We start from the raw sequence: 13738 nt of genomic DNA, 5'->3' as shown, positions 1-13738 counted from the left end.
CTCCGTGGAGTACGCCGATGACCCGCCCGGTGCGTCTTGCCCTCAACGGCGCGTCCGGTCGCATGGGTAGCGCACTGCTGAGCCTGCTCGGCGATGACGGGCGCTTCGAGCTGGTGCATGCGGTAGTGGCGCCCGGCTCTTCCAATGACGGCCAGCCAGTGGTTGCGGGCCATCCAGCCTCATTGCGTTTTGCGCATGACTGGACGCAGGCTCCTGCGCTTGATGTGGTCATCGACTTCAGCGGTCAGGTGGGATTGACCTGCGCGCTCGATCACTGCCTGGCGCAGGGCGCGGCCCTGGTAAGCGGCACCACGGGGATCGACGCGACGCTGGAAGCGCGGCTGGCGGCCGCCAGCAAGCATATCGCCGTATTGCGGGCCGCCAACTTCAGCGTCGGCGTGGCCGTGTTGACGAGATTGTTGCGCGAGGCGGCAGCAGTGCTGCCGACGTGGGATGTCGAAATCGTGGAAGCGCACCATGGACGGAAGCTGGATGCACCGTCCGGTACCGCAATCGCTCTCGGCCACGCTGCTGCGGCAGTGCGCGGCACCACGCTGGCCGCGGCCGCGGTACATGACCGTCACGGCCGTCCGGGCGGGCGCGCCGATGGCAGCATCGGTTTCGCGGTGATCCGCGGCGGCGACATCGTCGGTGAGCACACGGCCATGTTGATCGGTCAGGGCGAGCGACTGGAGCTGGTGCATCGGGCCACCGATCGGTCGGTTTTTGCGCGAGGCGCGCTGCATGCCGCGCATTGGCTGGCCGGCCGTCCGGCGGGGCAATGGCAGCTAGACGATGTGATCTCGCCGCCGCGCTGATCCCCCCTGCGCGTGTGGTTCATGTGGGCTGTCTGGTGCACGCGTCTGCGGCGTTGACCCATGCGTGCCGCTTCCGCCGGTGGCGGCGTGTCCCGAATGACAACGTGCGCCAACGCGGCGGCGCCATCCGGGCGGGCATCACAGGAATGTGCGAGCTCCGATCATGCAAACCAGCGCTTCGAAGACAGCATGCGGCGCGGTCGGTTTATCGGTATCAGCAGGCTCAATCGGGATGGGAGGCGCTGCGGTCGCGTCCGGCGCCCAGTTTGGTATCCAGGCTGCCGAACAGCTTCTTGAACGCGCGCGAGAACTTGCCGCGTTTCGTCTTGCGCAGTTTTTCGTCCTCGCTGGTGAGCCACGCCACCTGGATCACCCGCCGCTCGCCTTCATAGGGCAAATGGCCATGGAAGGAATTTTCGCAGCGTTTGAAGACGGCAAACTCGCCGTAGAGCGGCGTCAGCTCCGGTACCACCACGCTGTCGATATCGTCGATCTTGTGGAGGAAGCGCAGGCAGCCATCGCTGGTGTCCGGCCATTGGCCATTGAGGTAGATGAGCGCCGTGGCGATCTTCGATTTGCTGTCGGTATGGATGGTGCCATGGCGTTTGTTCAACAGGCGGCACAGTGTCACGAGGGTCGGGTACCGGCCGAGGTTTTCGATACCCAGGCGCTGGCCGATGGCGCTGGCAAAGGCGGGCGAGATCATGTCCTCGATCAGCGCGTTGACGGATGGGCCGCAATCCTTCGGGTCGTACGGAAAAAAGCCGGCGCTGGCATAACGCGGGAAATCCCGATCCAGATCGCCGCGCATTTCATCGGGCAGCTGACCGTGCGCCACCATGAACGGGAAGGGCTGCTGCTGCACCGTGGTATCCGGGCGATCGAGCCGGGCGGGATCGAGCAGGACGGCAGCGCTCATCGGGCATTCAACTCCATTGAAAAGTGGCCTAGTGTAGCGCCGCCCAAGGGGTACCGTCGGCGTCGTAGACGGCGGATTCAGCCTCCGTGAGGTGGACAGAAACGCCGTCGCCGCCTATCATTTCCACCCGCCCTGACCCTTTCCCTCCCGAGCTCCACAAGCCAGCAGTGCAGCGGCTTGCGGACTTTGCTGCATCCAAAAGGCGGTTATCGTATGCCTCATCCTGCTCTGCTGGCCCTCGAAGACGGCAGCGTGTTTCACGGTCATGCCGTCGGCGCGCTTGGGGATACCGTTGGCGAAGTGGTCTTCAATACCGCGATGACCGGTTACCAGGAGATCCTGACGGATCCCTCCTATGCGCGCCAGATCGTCACGCTGACCTATCCTCACATCGGCAATACCGGCGTCAACGTCGAGGATGTCGAGTCCAACGCCGTGCACGCTGCCGGGCTGATCGTGCGCGATGTGCCGCGGCGACCCAGCAGTTGGCGCAGCACCGAAAGCCTGCCGGATTACCTGAAGCGCCATGGCACCGTCGCGATCGCCGGCATCGACACCCGTCGGCTGACCCGCATCCTGCGCGACAAGGGCGCGCTGGCCGGCTGCATCATGGCCGGCGAGCAGGTCGATGCCGAGGCCGCGCTGTCCAAGGCGCGCGCGTTCCCCGGCCTGAACGGGATGGATCTGGCGAAGGTGGTCAGCACCACCAAACCGTATGTGTGGAACCAGGGTGTATACGACCTCGACCGCACTGCATTCAATCAGCCTGCGGTACGTTTCAAGGTGGTCGCCTACGACTTCGGCACCAAGTTCAACATCCTGCGCTTGCTGGCCGAGCAAGGTTGCGAGGTCACGGTGGTGCCGGCGCAGACGCCTGCCGCCGAAGTGCTGGCGATGAAACCGGATGGGGTGTTCCTGTCCAACGGTCCGGGTGATCCGGCAGCCTGCGACTACGCTATTGCCGCCACCCGCGTGTTCCTCGATGCGAAGATTCCGCTTTTCGGGATCTGCCTGGGCCACCAGCTGATGGGCCTGGCGCTGGGTGGCAAGACCCTGAAGATGAAATTCGGCCATCACGGCGCCAATCACCCGGTCAAGGATCACGATGATGGTCGCGTGCTGATCACCTCCCAGAACCATGGTTTCGCGGTGGACCCGGCCACGTTGCCGGCAAACGTGCGAGTCACGCATACCTCGTTGTTCGACGGCTCGCTGCAGGGTTTCGCGCTCACCGACCGACCCGCGTTCTGCTTCCAGGGTCATCCCGAGGCGAGTCCGGGTCCTCTCGACGTCGGCTATCTGTTCAACCGTTTCGCGACCCTGATGCAGGAGGCCCGCACGCATGCCTAAGCGTACCGATATCAAGAGCGTCCTCATCATCGGTGCCGGTCCGATCGTGATCGGCCAGGCCTGCGAATTCGACTACTCCGGCGCGCAGGCGTGCAAGGCGTTGAAGGAAGAGGGTTACCGGGTGATCCTGGTGAACTCCAACCCGGCCACCATCATGACCGACCCGGAGACCGCCGACGCGGTTTATATCGAGCCGATCAACTGGCAGACGGTGGAACGCATCATCGCGAAGGAGCGTCCCGATGCCGTGCTGCCCACGATGGGCGGCCAGACCGGCCTGAACTGCGCGCTGGACCTGGCCGACCACGGCGTGCTGGAGAAGTACAACGTCGAGTTGATCGGCGCCTCCCGCGAAGCCATCCGCATGGCCGAGGACCGCGAATTGTTCCGCGTGGCGATGGCCGAGATCGGGCTGGATTGTCCGAAGGCCGAGGTGGTGCGCACGTTCGAGCAGGCGCTGTTGACCCAGGCCAAGGTCGGCTATCCGACCGTGATCCGCCCAAGCTTCACGCTGGGTGGCTCCGGTGGCGGCATTGCCTACAACCGCGAGGAGTTCGAGGAGATCGTCAAGCGCGGCCTGGAACTGTCGCCGGTCGGCGAGGTACTGGTCGAGGAATCCGTGCTCGGCTGGAAGGAGTTCGAGATGGAAGTGGTCCGCGATACCGCGGACAACTGCATCATCGTCTGCTCGATCGAGAATCTCGACCCGATGGGCGTGCACACCGGTGACTCGATCACGGTGGCACCGGCGCAGACCCTCACCGACAAGGAATACCAGCGCCTGCGTGACGCCTCGATCGCCGTGCTGCGCAAGATCGGCGTGGACACCGGCGGTTCCAACGTGCAGTTCGGCATCAATGCCGAGAACGGCCGTGTTGTCGTGATCGAGATGAATCCGCGGGTGTCGCGTTCGTCGGCGCTGGCGTCCAAGGCAACCGGCTTTCCGATCGCCAAGATCGCCGCCAAGCTGGCGGTGGGTTACACGCTGGACGAATTGAAGAACGACATCACCGGTGGTCTCACGCCAGCGTCGTTCGAGCCATCGATCGACTATGTGGTCACCAAGATTCCGCGCTTCGCATTCGAGAAATTTCCGGCTGCCGACGCCCGCCTGACCACGCAGATGAAATCGGTGGGTGAAGTGATGGCGATCGGCCGCAGCTTCCACGAGTCGCTGCAGAAGGCATTGCGCGGGCTGGAGATCGGCAAGACCGGGCTCAACCCGACCGGGCTGGACATCAGCACCGAGGATGGCCTGGCCGTGCTCAAGCGCGAGTTGCGCGAGCCGCGACCGGATCGCGTGTTCCATCTGGCCGACGCTTTCCGTGCCGGCATGTCACTGGAGGAAGTGCACAACCTGAGCCGGGTCGATCCGTGGTTCCTCGCCGCGTTCGAAGACATCGTGCTGACCGAGGCGGACGTCATCAAGCAGGGGCTGACCGCGCTGAACGAGCCGCGCATGCGCGAACTCAAGCGGCTCGGCTTCGCCGATGCCCGGGTGGCCGAATTGCTCAATACCGACGAGGCCGCCGTGCGCCATCTGCGCCATACGCTTGGCGTGCGTCCGGTATACAAGCGGGTGGATTCCTGTGCGGCCGAGTTCGCCACCAGCACCGCCTACATGTATTCGACCTACGAGGAAGAGTGCGAGGCAGCGCCGACCGATCGCGACAAGATCATCGTGCTCGGTGGCGGGCCGAACCGGATCGGGCAGGGCATCGAGTTCGACTACTGCTGCGTGCACGCTTCGCTGGCACTGCGCGAGGATGGCTACGAAACCATCATGGTCAACTGCAATCCGGAAACCGTCTCGACCGATTACGACACGTCCGATCGCCTGTACTTCGAGCCGCTGACGCTGGAAGACGTGCTCGAGATCGTGCACCTGGAAAAGCCGAAAGGCGTGATCGTGCAGTACGGCGGCCAGACGCCGTTGAAGCTGGCGCGTGCGCTGGAAGCGGCGGGCGTGCCAATCATTGGTACCAGTCCGGACAGCATCGATCTGGCTGAGGACCGCGAGCGTTTCCAGCAAATGGTCGAGAAGATCGGGCTTAAGCAGCCGCCGAATCGCACAGCGCGCAACGCCGATGAAGCCTTGGCGCTGGCCCGCGAGATCGGCTACCCGCTGGTGGTGCGGCCGAGCTACGTACTCGGCGGCCGTGCGATGGAGGTGGTTCATGATGACGCCGACCTGTCGCGCTACATCCGCGATGCGGTAAAGGTTTCGAACGATTCGCCGGTGCTGCTGGACCGCTTCCTCGATCACGCGGTTGAGGTTGACGTGGATGTGATCGCCGATGCTGAAGGGAATGTGCTGATTGGCGGCATCATGGAACACATCGAGGAGGCTGGCGTGCACTCGGGCGATTCGTCCTGCTCGCTGCCGCCGTATTCGCTGACCGCGGAAATCCAGGACGAGATGCGCCGCCAGGTCACCGCGATGGCGAAGGAGTTGAAGGTCATCGGTCTGATGAACACCCAGTTCGCGATCCAGGGTGACACTGTGTTCATCCTCGAGGTGAACCCACGCGCCTCGCGCACGGTGCCGTTCGTTTCCAAGGCGACGGGCGTGCCACTGGCCAAGATAGCGGCGCGGGTGATGGCAGGTCGTTCACTGGCCAGTCTTGGTGCAACGCATGAGGTGATCCCGGCCTACTACTCGGTGAAGGAAGCCATCTTCCCGTTCCTGAAGTTCCAGAATGTCGATCCGATCCTCGGCCCGGAGATGCGCTCGACCGGCGAGGTAATGGGGGTGGGTCGCAGTTTCGGCGCCGCCTTCGCCCGCGGTCATGAGGCCGCCGGGATCAGGCCGCCGACGGTGGGCAAGGTGTTCCTGTCGGTGCGCGATGCCGACAAAGATCGCCTGTTGCTGATAGCCAAGGAGGTCATCGCCCGCGGTTTCAATCTGGTGGCGACGTCCGGAACCGCCAGTTATCTGGCCGAGCACGGTGTGGTCTGCGAGCGCATCAATAAAGTGCTTGAAGGGCGCCCGCATATCGTCGATCTGATCAAGAACGGCGAAATCGTCTACATCGTCAACACTACCGAGGGCAAGCAGGCCATTGCCGATTCGTTCTCGATCCGGCGTGAGGCGCTGCAGCATCGCGTTACCTATTCGACCACCGTGGCAGGCGCGCGCGCGCTCGTGCATTCGCTGGATTTCCGTAGCGATGGCGAAGTGCACAGCCTGCAGGAACTGCATCAGGAGCTGAGCGCATGAGCCGTCCGCCGATCACCAAAGCGGGTTCCGAGCGCCTGCGCGCCGAGCTTGAGAAGCTCAAATTCGTCGATCGGCCGCGCATCATCGCGGCGATTGCGGAGGCGCGGGCGCACGGCGACCTCAAGGAAAATGCCGAATACCACGCGGCGCGCGAACAGCAGAGCTTCGCCGAAGGCCGCATCGGCCAGCTGGAGTCCCTGCTGTCGAATGCCGAGGTCATCGACGTCACGCGGCTCAATGCAGGCAGCCGCGTGGTGTTCGGCGCCATCGTCGACCTGGAGGATGAGGACAGCGGGACGACGGTGACCTACCAGATCGTTGGCGACCTGGAGGCCGACATCAAACGCCACATGATCGCGGTGTCTTCGCCGATTGCGCGGGCATTGATCGGTAAAAGCGCTGGCGACAGTTTCGAGTTCACGGCGCCCAACGGCGTCAAGCACTACGAGATCATCGGCGTTCGCTACGAGTGAAGCTTTACTGGCGCGATCGTTGACTCATCGATGCGCAGGCACGCAAAAAAAAAGGCCGCTTCCGCGGCCTTTTTCATGACTTCTTGCGGCGAGCCTGCTGGACTCAGCGCTGACGAGCCTTGAAACGGGGATTGCTCTTGCAGATCACGAACACCTTGCCGCGGCGACGCACGATCTTGCAGTCGCGGTGCCGCGCCTTGGCGGACTTCAAAGAGTTAAGCACCTTCACGGCCAGCTCCTGACACTAAACGAAAATGTAAGCGCGCAAGTGTAGCGACTCCAATGGCTTATCACAAGCCCGGTGCGACGGCAGCTTCCGCTACCGTGGACAGAAACTGCTGCAGGGCGGGTGCATGATCGTCGGCGCGACAGGCCACTGCCAGCAACAAGTAGGCATCGGAGTCCTCCAGCGGCACATAACTGACACCCGCCAGACGCACCTTGCGCATGCTGGCAGGCACCAGGGCAAGCCCCAGGCCTGCGGCAACCAGCGCGAGCAAGCCGTTGATCTGTTGCGCCTGCTGGACGATGGTTGGCTGGAAGCCCGCTCGGGTCGCCAGCTTAACCAGCCGGTCATACAGCGTGGCCGCCAAGTCGCGCGGTTGCGAGACGAAAGCATCTGCGGCTACTTCCGCCAGGCGCAGGCTGCTGCGATTGGCCAGCGGGTGACCCGCAGGCAGGGCAAGCAACAGCGGTTCGCGATCAATCACGCTCAACTGCAGGCCGCGGGCGTCCTGTGCATGGCGTGGCTCGTCGCGAACGAACCCGATGTCGATTTCTCCAGCCAGCAAGGCCGCGAACTGCGGTTCGGTATACATCTCGCTCAATTTCAGTCGCACATTCGGCGCGATCTGGCCGTAGCGCAGCAAGGTTCGTGGCAGCGCCGGGTGAAACGATACGGAAACCGTATACGCCAGGCGCAGCTGGCCGCTGTGGCCGGCTGCTGCCGCGGTCACCTGGCTGCGGGCGTCCTCGGCCTTGGCCAGGATCTGCCGGGCCTGTTCCAGAAATACGCGGCCCGGTTCGGTCAGCGCCACATGGCGCTTGGTGCGTTCCAGAAGGCGCACGCCAAGATCCTGCTCCAGCGACTGGATCTGTTGAGAAAGAGGGGGTTGCGAAAGGTGCAGGCGCAGAGCCGCTCGGGTGAAGCTCAGCTCTTCGGCGACGGCCACGAAATAGCGTAGCTGACGGAAATCGAACATATACTCATATCGAATTAATCAGGCGCTAAATATATATTAGATACTTTATTGCGTCGATCATAAACTCTCCCTCGTCCCGCCACTTCCCCTCCCCCCTAGTGGCGGCGGCCTCGCCCCGCAGCGACGCTAAATACGACATCTGGTTCAACTCCCCCCCTGAACCCATGTCGATGCGTCTCCCCTGCGGGGCGCTTTTCTTTAAGTCGTCGACGCCGCAGCTTCCGTTGCGGCGTTGTCGTATGGGGGCGGGACGAATCAGATCCGGCTGGCCAGCAGGGTGCCTTGGGCGATGGCGCGCTTGGCGTCGAGTTCAGCGGCCACATCGGCGCCACCGATGACATGCACCCGTGCGCCGGTTGCCAGCAGCTCGTCGGCCAGTTGGCGGTTCGGCTCTTGGCCAGCGCAGATCACCACATTATCTACCGGCAGGATCTGGGCCATGCTGCCGACGGTAATGTGCAGTCCCTCGTCGTCGAAACCCAGATAACGGACGTCCCCCAGCATGGTCACCTGCTTCGCTTTCAGCGTGGCCCGATGCACCCAGCCGGTGGTCTTGTTGAGGCGCGTGCCAGGGCGCCCTTCACTGCGCTGCAACAGCCAGATCCGTCGAGTCGGCGGTTCAGGTTGAGGAGGCTGCAGCCCGCCACGCCGGCTGAGCTGCATGTCGATGCCCCAGTCGTTCGTCCAGCGACCTACGTCGGTGGTGGGCGAGGGCGAGGGCTCCGCCAGATATTCGGCCACGTCGAACCCGATGCCGCCGGCACCGATGATCGCCACCCGTGCGCCCACCGGTTTGTGGTGGGCCAGTACGTCGATATAGCTCAACACGCGGGCGTCGTCGCTGCCCGGGAAACTGACCAGGCGCGGCTTGATGCCGGTGGCGATCACGACCTCGTCGTGACCCGCGGCGTGCAACGAGGCGGCATCGGCGGTCTGGCCAAGGCGCAGTTCGACGCCGGCATCGTTCAGTCGGTGACGAAAATAGCGTAGCGTTTCGTGGAACTCCTCCTTTCCCGGGATCTGTCTGGCGTAATTGAACTGCCCGCCGATATCAGCGGCCTGGTCGATCAGCGTGACCGCGTGGCCGCGCTCGGCAAGGGTGCTGGCGCATGCCATTCCTGCGGGGCCTGCGCCAACGACGGCAATGCGTTTGCGTACGCTGGCCGGTTCGATCTTCAGCTCGGTTTCATGGCAGGCGCGTGGATTGACCAGGCAGCTGGCGCGCTTGTTCTGGAAGACATGATCAAGGCAGGCCTGGTTGCAGGCGATGCAGGTATTGATCCGATCACTGCGACCGGCCCGGGCCTTGTTGACCCAGTGTGGATCGGCCAGCAGGGGACGGGCCATGGAAACCATGTCGGCCTGGCCTTCGGCGAGGATGCGCTCGGCCACGTCGGGCATGTTGATGCGATTGGTGGCAACCAGGGGAATCGTCACTTCGCCCTTGAGCTTCTGGGTGACCCAGGCAAAGCCGGCGCGGGGCACGCTGGTGACGATCGTCGGTATGCGCGCCTCATGCCAGCCGATGCCGGTGTTGATGATGCTGGCGCCGGCCGCTTCGATCGCCTTGGCCAGGGTCGCGATCTCGCTCCAGTCCTGGCCGCCTTCGACCAGGTCGAGCATCGACAGCCGGTAGATGATGATGAAGTGGGGGCCTACCGCCTCGCGCGTGCGGCGCACGATCTCGATCGGGAAGCGCATGCGCCGGGCCGCGTCGCCGCCCCAGGCATCAGTGCGCTGGTTGGTGCGGGCGGCAATGAATTCATTGATCAAGTAGCCTTCCGACCCCATCACTTCGACGCCGTCGTAACCGGCATCCTGGGCCAGTTCCGCGCAACGCACGAAATCCCGGATGGTTCGTTCCACGCCACGCGCGGACAGCGCGCGCGGCGTGAACGGTGTGATCGGCGACTTGATCTTCGACGGTGCCACAGACAATGGGTGATAGCCGTAACGACCGGCGTGCAGGACCTGCATGCAGATTCGCCCGCCTTCGCCATGCACGGCCGCGGTGACCTTGCGATGGCGCGGCATGTGCCAAGGCATGCTCAGCCGGCCGCCGAAGGGTTTCAGCCAGCCCTCGATGCTCGGCGAGATGCCACCGGTGACCATCAGGCCGACGCCACCGCGCGCGCGTTCGGCGAAATAGGCCGCGAGCTTGCCGTAGTCGCGGGCCTTGTCCTCCAGCCCGGTGTGCATCGACCCCATCAGGACGCGATTGGGCAGGGTGACGTGGCCCAGATCGAGGGGGCTGAACAGCTTCGGATAATTCATGCATCCACACGAGACTCAAACGATCGTATGAATGTGCCGGTGTTGGGCGTTTGAAAGCAAGCGTTTCCTGCAGCCCGCTTCAGGCCAGCAGTTGATGCACCAGGGCGATATAGCGGCGTTTGGCCTCCTCTGCGGACACGCCGTTCAACTGCGCCCACGCTTCGTGCTTGGCGGTGCCCACGAAATCGAAAAAGCCTGGCTGGGTGCGCCGCAGATCGCCCTCCGACCCCTGCTTGTAGAGTGCGTAGAGCTTCAGCAGCGTGTCGTTGTCCGGTCGTGTACCCAGCTGCTGGATGTCCCTGGCGGCTTGTTCGAACTCGCGGCAAAGATCGGTCATAGGGCGGATCAGACAACAGGGAGACCGGCTAGATAGCACGCCGTCTGCATGGGGTCAACGCGTTAAACTCGCGGTTTCCGTTCAACCAGGAGCAGTCATGAGCCACGCCCCGTCTGTGGTACCCGTACTCACCATCGACGGGCCGTCGGGATCGGGCAAGGGCACCATCAGCGCGCTGGTGGCCGAACGGCTGGGCTGGCGGCTGCTCGATTCTGGCGCCCTCTATCGGGCCGTAGGCTACGCTGCCGGCATGGCTGGCCTGGACCTTTCCGACGTGGAGGCGATGACCCGCTGTGCGCACGGTACGAAGATCCAGTTTCGTCCGGCAACAGACGGCGGCGAGACACGGGTTGTCGTCAACGGGCATGACGCCACCGACGAACTGCGCACTGAAACCGCAGGTGCCGCAGCTTCGGCGATCGCCTCGATGCCCTCGGTGCGCGAGGCGCTGGTGGCGCTGCAACTGGGTTTCCGCAAGGCTCCCGGCCTGGTGGCCGACGGACGCGATATGGGCACGGTCATCTTCCCCGATGCCGCGTACAAGGTTTTCCTCACGGCGAGTGCAGCCGAACGCGCCAGAAGACGCTATAAGCAGTTGAAGGAAAAGGGACTCAGCGTTACACTTGCCGGCCTTCAGCGAGAAATCGAGGCGCGTGACAGCCGCGATGCATCGCGAACGGTTGCGCCACTCAAGCCTGCCGAAGATGCCGTGCTGGTGGATACCACTGGCATGGGGATCGACGAAGTGGTCGCGAAAGTACTCGCCGTCGTGCAGCCCTGAGAGGGTGGGTGCGGCGGTTTCTGCGCCCCTGCTGCGGCGGGGGTTTTGGCCAACGGTGGCGACGGTCGGTTCCATTGAACCACCCGAAACACCCTCAACCGGTGGACCGGTAGTTCGTGCGCGACACAACAAGAGCGCAACGAACCACGGTCTTTTCCCACTATGGAATCAACATGACTGAAAGTTTTGCCGAACTGTTTGAACAGAGCCAACAGGCCATCTCCAAGCTGAAGCCCGGCGCCATCGTCACCGGCATCGTTGTGGAAATCCGCAATGACGTCGTGGTGATCAACGCGGGCCTGAAGAGCGAAGGCATCGTCCCGATCGAGCAGTTCAAGAGCGAGGACGGTGTGCTGGAGGTGCAGGTGGGCGACGAGGTGAAGGTTGCCCTCGAAGCTTTGGAAGACGGTTTCGGCGAGACCAAGCTGTCGCGCGAGAAAGCCAAGCGCTCGATGGTGTGGGACGACCTGGAGCAGGCGTTCGACAAGGAAGAGACGATCAAGGGCATGATCTCCGGCAAGGTCAAGGGCGGCTTCACCGTCGACATCAAGGACGTCCGTGCGTTCCTGCCGGGCTCTTTGGTCGATGTACGCCCGGTGCGCGAGCCGACCTACCTCGAGGGCAAGGAACTCGAGTTCAAGATCATCAAGCTGGACCGCAAGCGCAACAACGTGGTGGTCAGCCGTCGCGCCGTCGTCGAGACCGAGTTCTCGGCCGAGCGCGAGCAGCTGCTTGAGCGCCTGACCGAAGGCGCCGTGGTCAAGGGCACCGTCAAGAACCTCACCGACTACGGCGCGTTCGTGGACCTGGGGGGCATCGACGGCCTTCTGCACATCACCGACATGGCGTGGAAGCGTGTGCGTCATCCATCCGAAGTGGTCAACGTCGGCGACGAGCTGGACGTGCGCGTGCTGAAGTACGACAAGGAGCGCAACCGCGTTTCGCTGGGCCTGAAGCAGCTGGGCGACGACCCGTGGGTCGCCATCGCCCGCCGCTACCCGGTCGGCAGCCGTCTGTTCGGCAAGGTCTCCAACGTCACCGATTACGGCTGCTTCGTCGAGATCGAGCCGGGCGTGGAAGGCCTGGTGCACGTGTCCGAGATGGACTGGACCAACAAGAACGTCAACCCGGCCAAGGTGGTTCAGGTCGGCGACGAGACCGAGGTCACCGTGCTGGACGTGGATGAGGAGCGTCGCCGCATCTCGCTGGGTATCAAGCAGACCCGCTCGAACCCGTGGGAAGCCTTCGCAGCGATGCACAAGAAGGGCGACAAGGTCTCCGGCCAGATCAAGTCGATCACCGATTTCGGCGTATTCATCGGCCTGGACGGCGGCATCGACGGTCTGGTGCACCTGTCCGACATCTCCTGGCAGATGTCCGGCGAAGATCTGGTTCGCAATTTCAAGAAGGGCGACGAGATCGAGGCCGTGGTACTGGCGGTGGATCCGGAGCGCGAGCGCATCTCGCTCGGCATCAAGCAGATGGAGCAGGATCCGTTCGGCCAGTTCATGGCGGCGAACCCACGCGGCACCATCGTCAACGGCACCGTCAAGGAAGTCGATGCGAAGGGTGCGGTGATCGATCTGGGCGAGGGCGTCGAGGGTTACCTGCGTGCCAACGACATCGCCAAGGAGCGCATCGAGGATGCCACGCTGCATCTGAAGGTGGGCGACAAGGTCGAGGCCAAGTTCACCGGCATGGATCGCAAGGGTCGCCAGCTGGCACTCTCGATCCGCGGGAAGGACGAGGAAGACGCTCCCGATGCGGCGGTCGATTACTCGTCCGCAGCCAGTGGCACGACCAAGCTTGGCGCACTGCTCAAGGAGCAGTTCAACAAGGCTGACTGATCGGCAGTGAAAGAGCCTGACGCGGGGCGGCACATCGCCGCCCCGTTGTTTCATGTCACGGACATTGGGGTCCCATGACCAAATCCGAATTGATCGAAGCGCTGGCCAGACGCCAGACCCATCTTGCGTTCGCCGACGTCGAGATGGCCGTCAAGAGCGTGATAGAGCAGATGAGTCATGCACTGGCTCATGGCGAACGCATCGAAGTGCGTGGTTTCGGCAGTTTTGCGCTGCATTACCGACCGCCGCGCATGGGCCGCAATCCCAAGACAGGCGAGGCGGTGGCATTGCCTGGCAAGCATGTTCCTCATTTCAAGCCAGGCAAGGAACTGCGCGAACGCGTGAACCTTGAGCTTGACCATCAGGCCGGCTGACCAGGCCGGAGATAAAGGCGAAGAGCTGTTCGGGGGCAGGCGACGCAAGTCGGTCCTGCCTCTTTTTTTGCGCAGCATCTGGCGTGATCGCGATATCAGTGCTGACTGGCGGGTGCGAGGATCATCCTTGTCGCCTGTGCCTG

At 63.5% G+C, this 13738-nt stretch carries 12 protein-coding genes; 7 read left to right on the top strand and 5 right to left on the bottom strand.

The features are described 5' to 3' along the window. The first annotated feature begins 17 nt into the window (after positions 1 to 17). Positions 18 to 818 carry a 4-hydroxy-tetrahydrodipicolinate reductase gene (gene dapB / locus ACFPME_RS00645; RefSeq protein ID WP_377300996.1) on the top strand — a complete coding sequence of 267 codons (801 nt, stop codon included), beginning with the start codon at positions 18 to 20 and terminating at the stop codon, positions 816 to 818. Positions 819 to 1041: 223 nt separating this feature from the next. Here the strand turns inward: dapB and ACFPME_RS00640 are convergent, their stop codons facing one another. Continuing rightward, positions 1042 to 1737 (bottom strand): 2OG-Fe(II) oxygenase, encoded by a 696-nt coding sequence (locus ACFPME_RS00640; protein ID WP_377300994.1) that lies wholly within the window; start codon positions 1735 to 1737, stop codon positions 1042 to 1044. A 213-nt stretch (positions 1738 to 1950) separates the two neighbouring features. On the opposite strand from ACFPME_RS00640, the gene carA reads away from it, so the two are divergent. From carA to greA, 3 genes are read left to right on the top strand one after another with little or no spacing between them, the layout of a single operon-like run. After that, positions 1951 to 3087 (top strand): glutamine-hydrolyzing carbamoyl-phosphate synthase small subunit, encoded by a 1137-nt coding sequence (gene carA, locus ACFPME_RS00635; RefSeq protein ID WP_377300991.1) that lies wholly within the window; start codon positions 1951 to 1953, stop codon positions 3085 to 3087. Continuing rightward, positions 3080 to 6307, top strand: a complete 3228-nt coding sequence (gene carB / locus ACFPME_RS00630; RefSeq protein ID WP_377300989.1) for a carbamoyl-phosphate synthase large subunit — start codon at positions 3080 to 3082, stop codon at positions 6305 to 6307. Before carA ends, carB begins: the two co-directional genes overlap by 8 nt. Further along, positions 6304 to 6780: a transcription elongation factor GreA gene (gene greA, locus ACFPME_RS00625; protein ID WP_377300987.1), complete on the top strand. Its 477-nt coding sequence runs from the start codon at positions 6304 to 6306 to the stop codon at positions 6778 to 6780. The genes carB and greA overlap by 4 nt, the downstream gene beginning before the upstream one ends. 103 nt (positions 6781 to 6883) lie before the next feature. On the opposite strand, the gene ykgO is transcribed toward greA, so the two are convergent. The 4 genes from ykgO to ACFPME_RS00605 all read right to left on the bottom strand — a co-directional run bounded on the left by ykgO (position 6884) and on the right by ACFPME_RS00605 (position 10593). Next, positions 6884 to 7009, bottom strand: coding sequence for a type B 50S ribosomal protein L36 (gene ykgO / locus ACFPME_RS00620; protein ID WP_007080705.1), 126 nt, complete (start codon positions 7007 to 7009; stop codon positions 6884 to 6886). 61 nt (positions 7010 to 7070) lie between these two features. Continuing rightward, positions 7071 to 7982: a LysR substrate-binding domain-containing protein gene (locus ACFPME_RS00615; RefSeq protein ID WP_377300984.1), complete on the bottom strand. Its 912-nt coding sequence runs from the start codon at positions 7980 to 7982 to the stop codon at positions 7071 to 7073. A 255-nt stretch (positions 7983 to 8237) separates the two neighbouring features. Next, positions 8238 to 10256, bottom strand: coding sequence for an oxidoreductase (locus ACFPME_RS00610; protein ID WP_377300982.1), 2019 nt, complete (start codon positions 10254 to 10256; stop codon positions 8238 to 8240). A gap of 79 nt (positions 10257 to 10335) precedes the next feature. Continuing rightward, complete coding sequence (locus ACFPME_RS00605) at positions 10336 to 10593, bottom strand: acyl-CoA-binding protein (protein ID WP_377300980.1); 258 nt, start codon at positions 10591 to 10593, stop codon at positions 10336 to 10338. A gap of 97 nt (positions 10594 to 10690) precedes the next feature. Between ACFPME_RS00605 and cmk the strand changes: the two genes are divergently transcribed. The 3 genes from cmk (at position 10691) to ACFPME_RS00590 (ending at position 13595) form a co-directional block, all read left to right on the top strand. Continuing rightward, positions 10691 to 11374: a (d)CMP kinase gene (gene cmk, locus ACFPME_RS00600; protein ID WP_377300978.1), complete on the top strand. Its 684-nt coding sequence runs from the start codon at positions 10691 to 10693 to the stop codon at positions 11372 to 11374. Between the two features lie 173 nt (positions 11375 to 11547). After that, complete coding sequence (gene rpsA / locus ACFPME_RS00595) at positions 11548 to 13221, top strand: 30S ribosomal protein S1 (RefSeq protein WP_377300976.1); 1674 nt, start codon at positions 11548 to 11550, stop codon at positions 13219 to 13221. A 74-nt stretch (positions 13222 to 13295) separates the two neighbouring features. Beyond that, positions 13296 to 13595: an integration host factor subunit beta gene (locus tag ACFPME_RS00590; protein WP_377300974.1), complete on the top strand. Its 300-nt coding sequence runs from the start codon at positions 13296 to 13298 to the stop codon at positions 13593 to 13595. The last annotated feature ends 143 nt before the right edge of the window (positions 13596 to 13738 follow it).

Origin of the sequence: Rhodanobacter umsongensis (assembly GCF_042654965.1) — a bacterium.
Taxonomy (GTDB): domain Bacteria; phylum Pseudomonadota; class Gammaproteobacteria; order Xanthomonadales; family Rhodanobacteraceae; genus Rhodanobacter; species Rhodanobacter umsongensis.
This window is presented reverse-complemented; position numbering and strand designations above follow the sequence as displayed.

Excerpts from the sequence above, each read along its gene's own strand:
- dapB (WP_377300996.1), top strand. The coding sequence starts at position 18 with ATGACCCGCCCGGTGCGTCTTGCCCTCAACGGCGCGTCCGGTCGCATG.
- ACFPME_RS00640 (WP_377300994.1), bottom strand. The coding sequence starts at position 1,737 with ATGAGCGCTGCCGTCCTGCTCGATCCCGCCCGGCTCGATCGCCCGGAT.
- carA (WP_377300991.1), top strand. The coding sequence starts at position 1,951 with ATGCCTCATCCTGCTCTGCTGGCCCTCGAAGACGGCAGCGTGTTTCAC.
- carB (WP_377300989.1), top strand. The coding sequence starts at position 3,080 with ATGCCTAAGCGTACCGATATCAAGAGCGTCCTCATCATCGGTGCCGGT.
- greA (WP_377300987.1), top strand. The coding sequence starts at position 6,304 with ATGAGCCGTCCGCCGATCACCAAAGCGGGTTCCGAGCGCCTGCGCGCC.
- ACFPME_RS00615 (WP_377300984.1), bottom strand. The coding sequence starts at position 7,982 with ATGTTCGATTTCCGTCAGCTACGCTATTTCGTGGCCGTCGCCGAAGAG.
- ACFPME_RS00610 (WP_377300982.1), bottom strand. The coding sequence starts at position 10,256 with ATGAATTATCCGAAGCTGTTCAGCCCCCTCGATCTGGGCCACGTCACC.
- ACFPME_RS00605 (WP_377300980.1), bottom strand. The coding sequence starts at position 10,593 with ATGACCGATCTTTGCCGCGAGTTCGAACAAGCCGCCAGGGACATCCAG.
- cmk (WP_377300978.1), top strand. The coding sequence starts at position 10,691 with ATGAGCCACGCCCCGTCTGTGGTACCCGTACTCACCATCGACGGGCCG.
- rpsA (WP_377300976.1), top strand. The coding sequence starts at position 11,548 with ATGACTGAAAGTTTTGCCGAACTGTTTGAACAGAGCCAACAGGCCATC.
- ACFPME_RS00590 (WP_377300974.1), top strand. The coding sequence starts at position 13,296 with ATGACCAAATCCGAATTGATCGAAGCGCTGGCCAGACGCCAGACCCAT.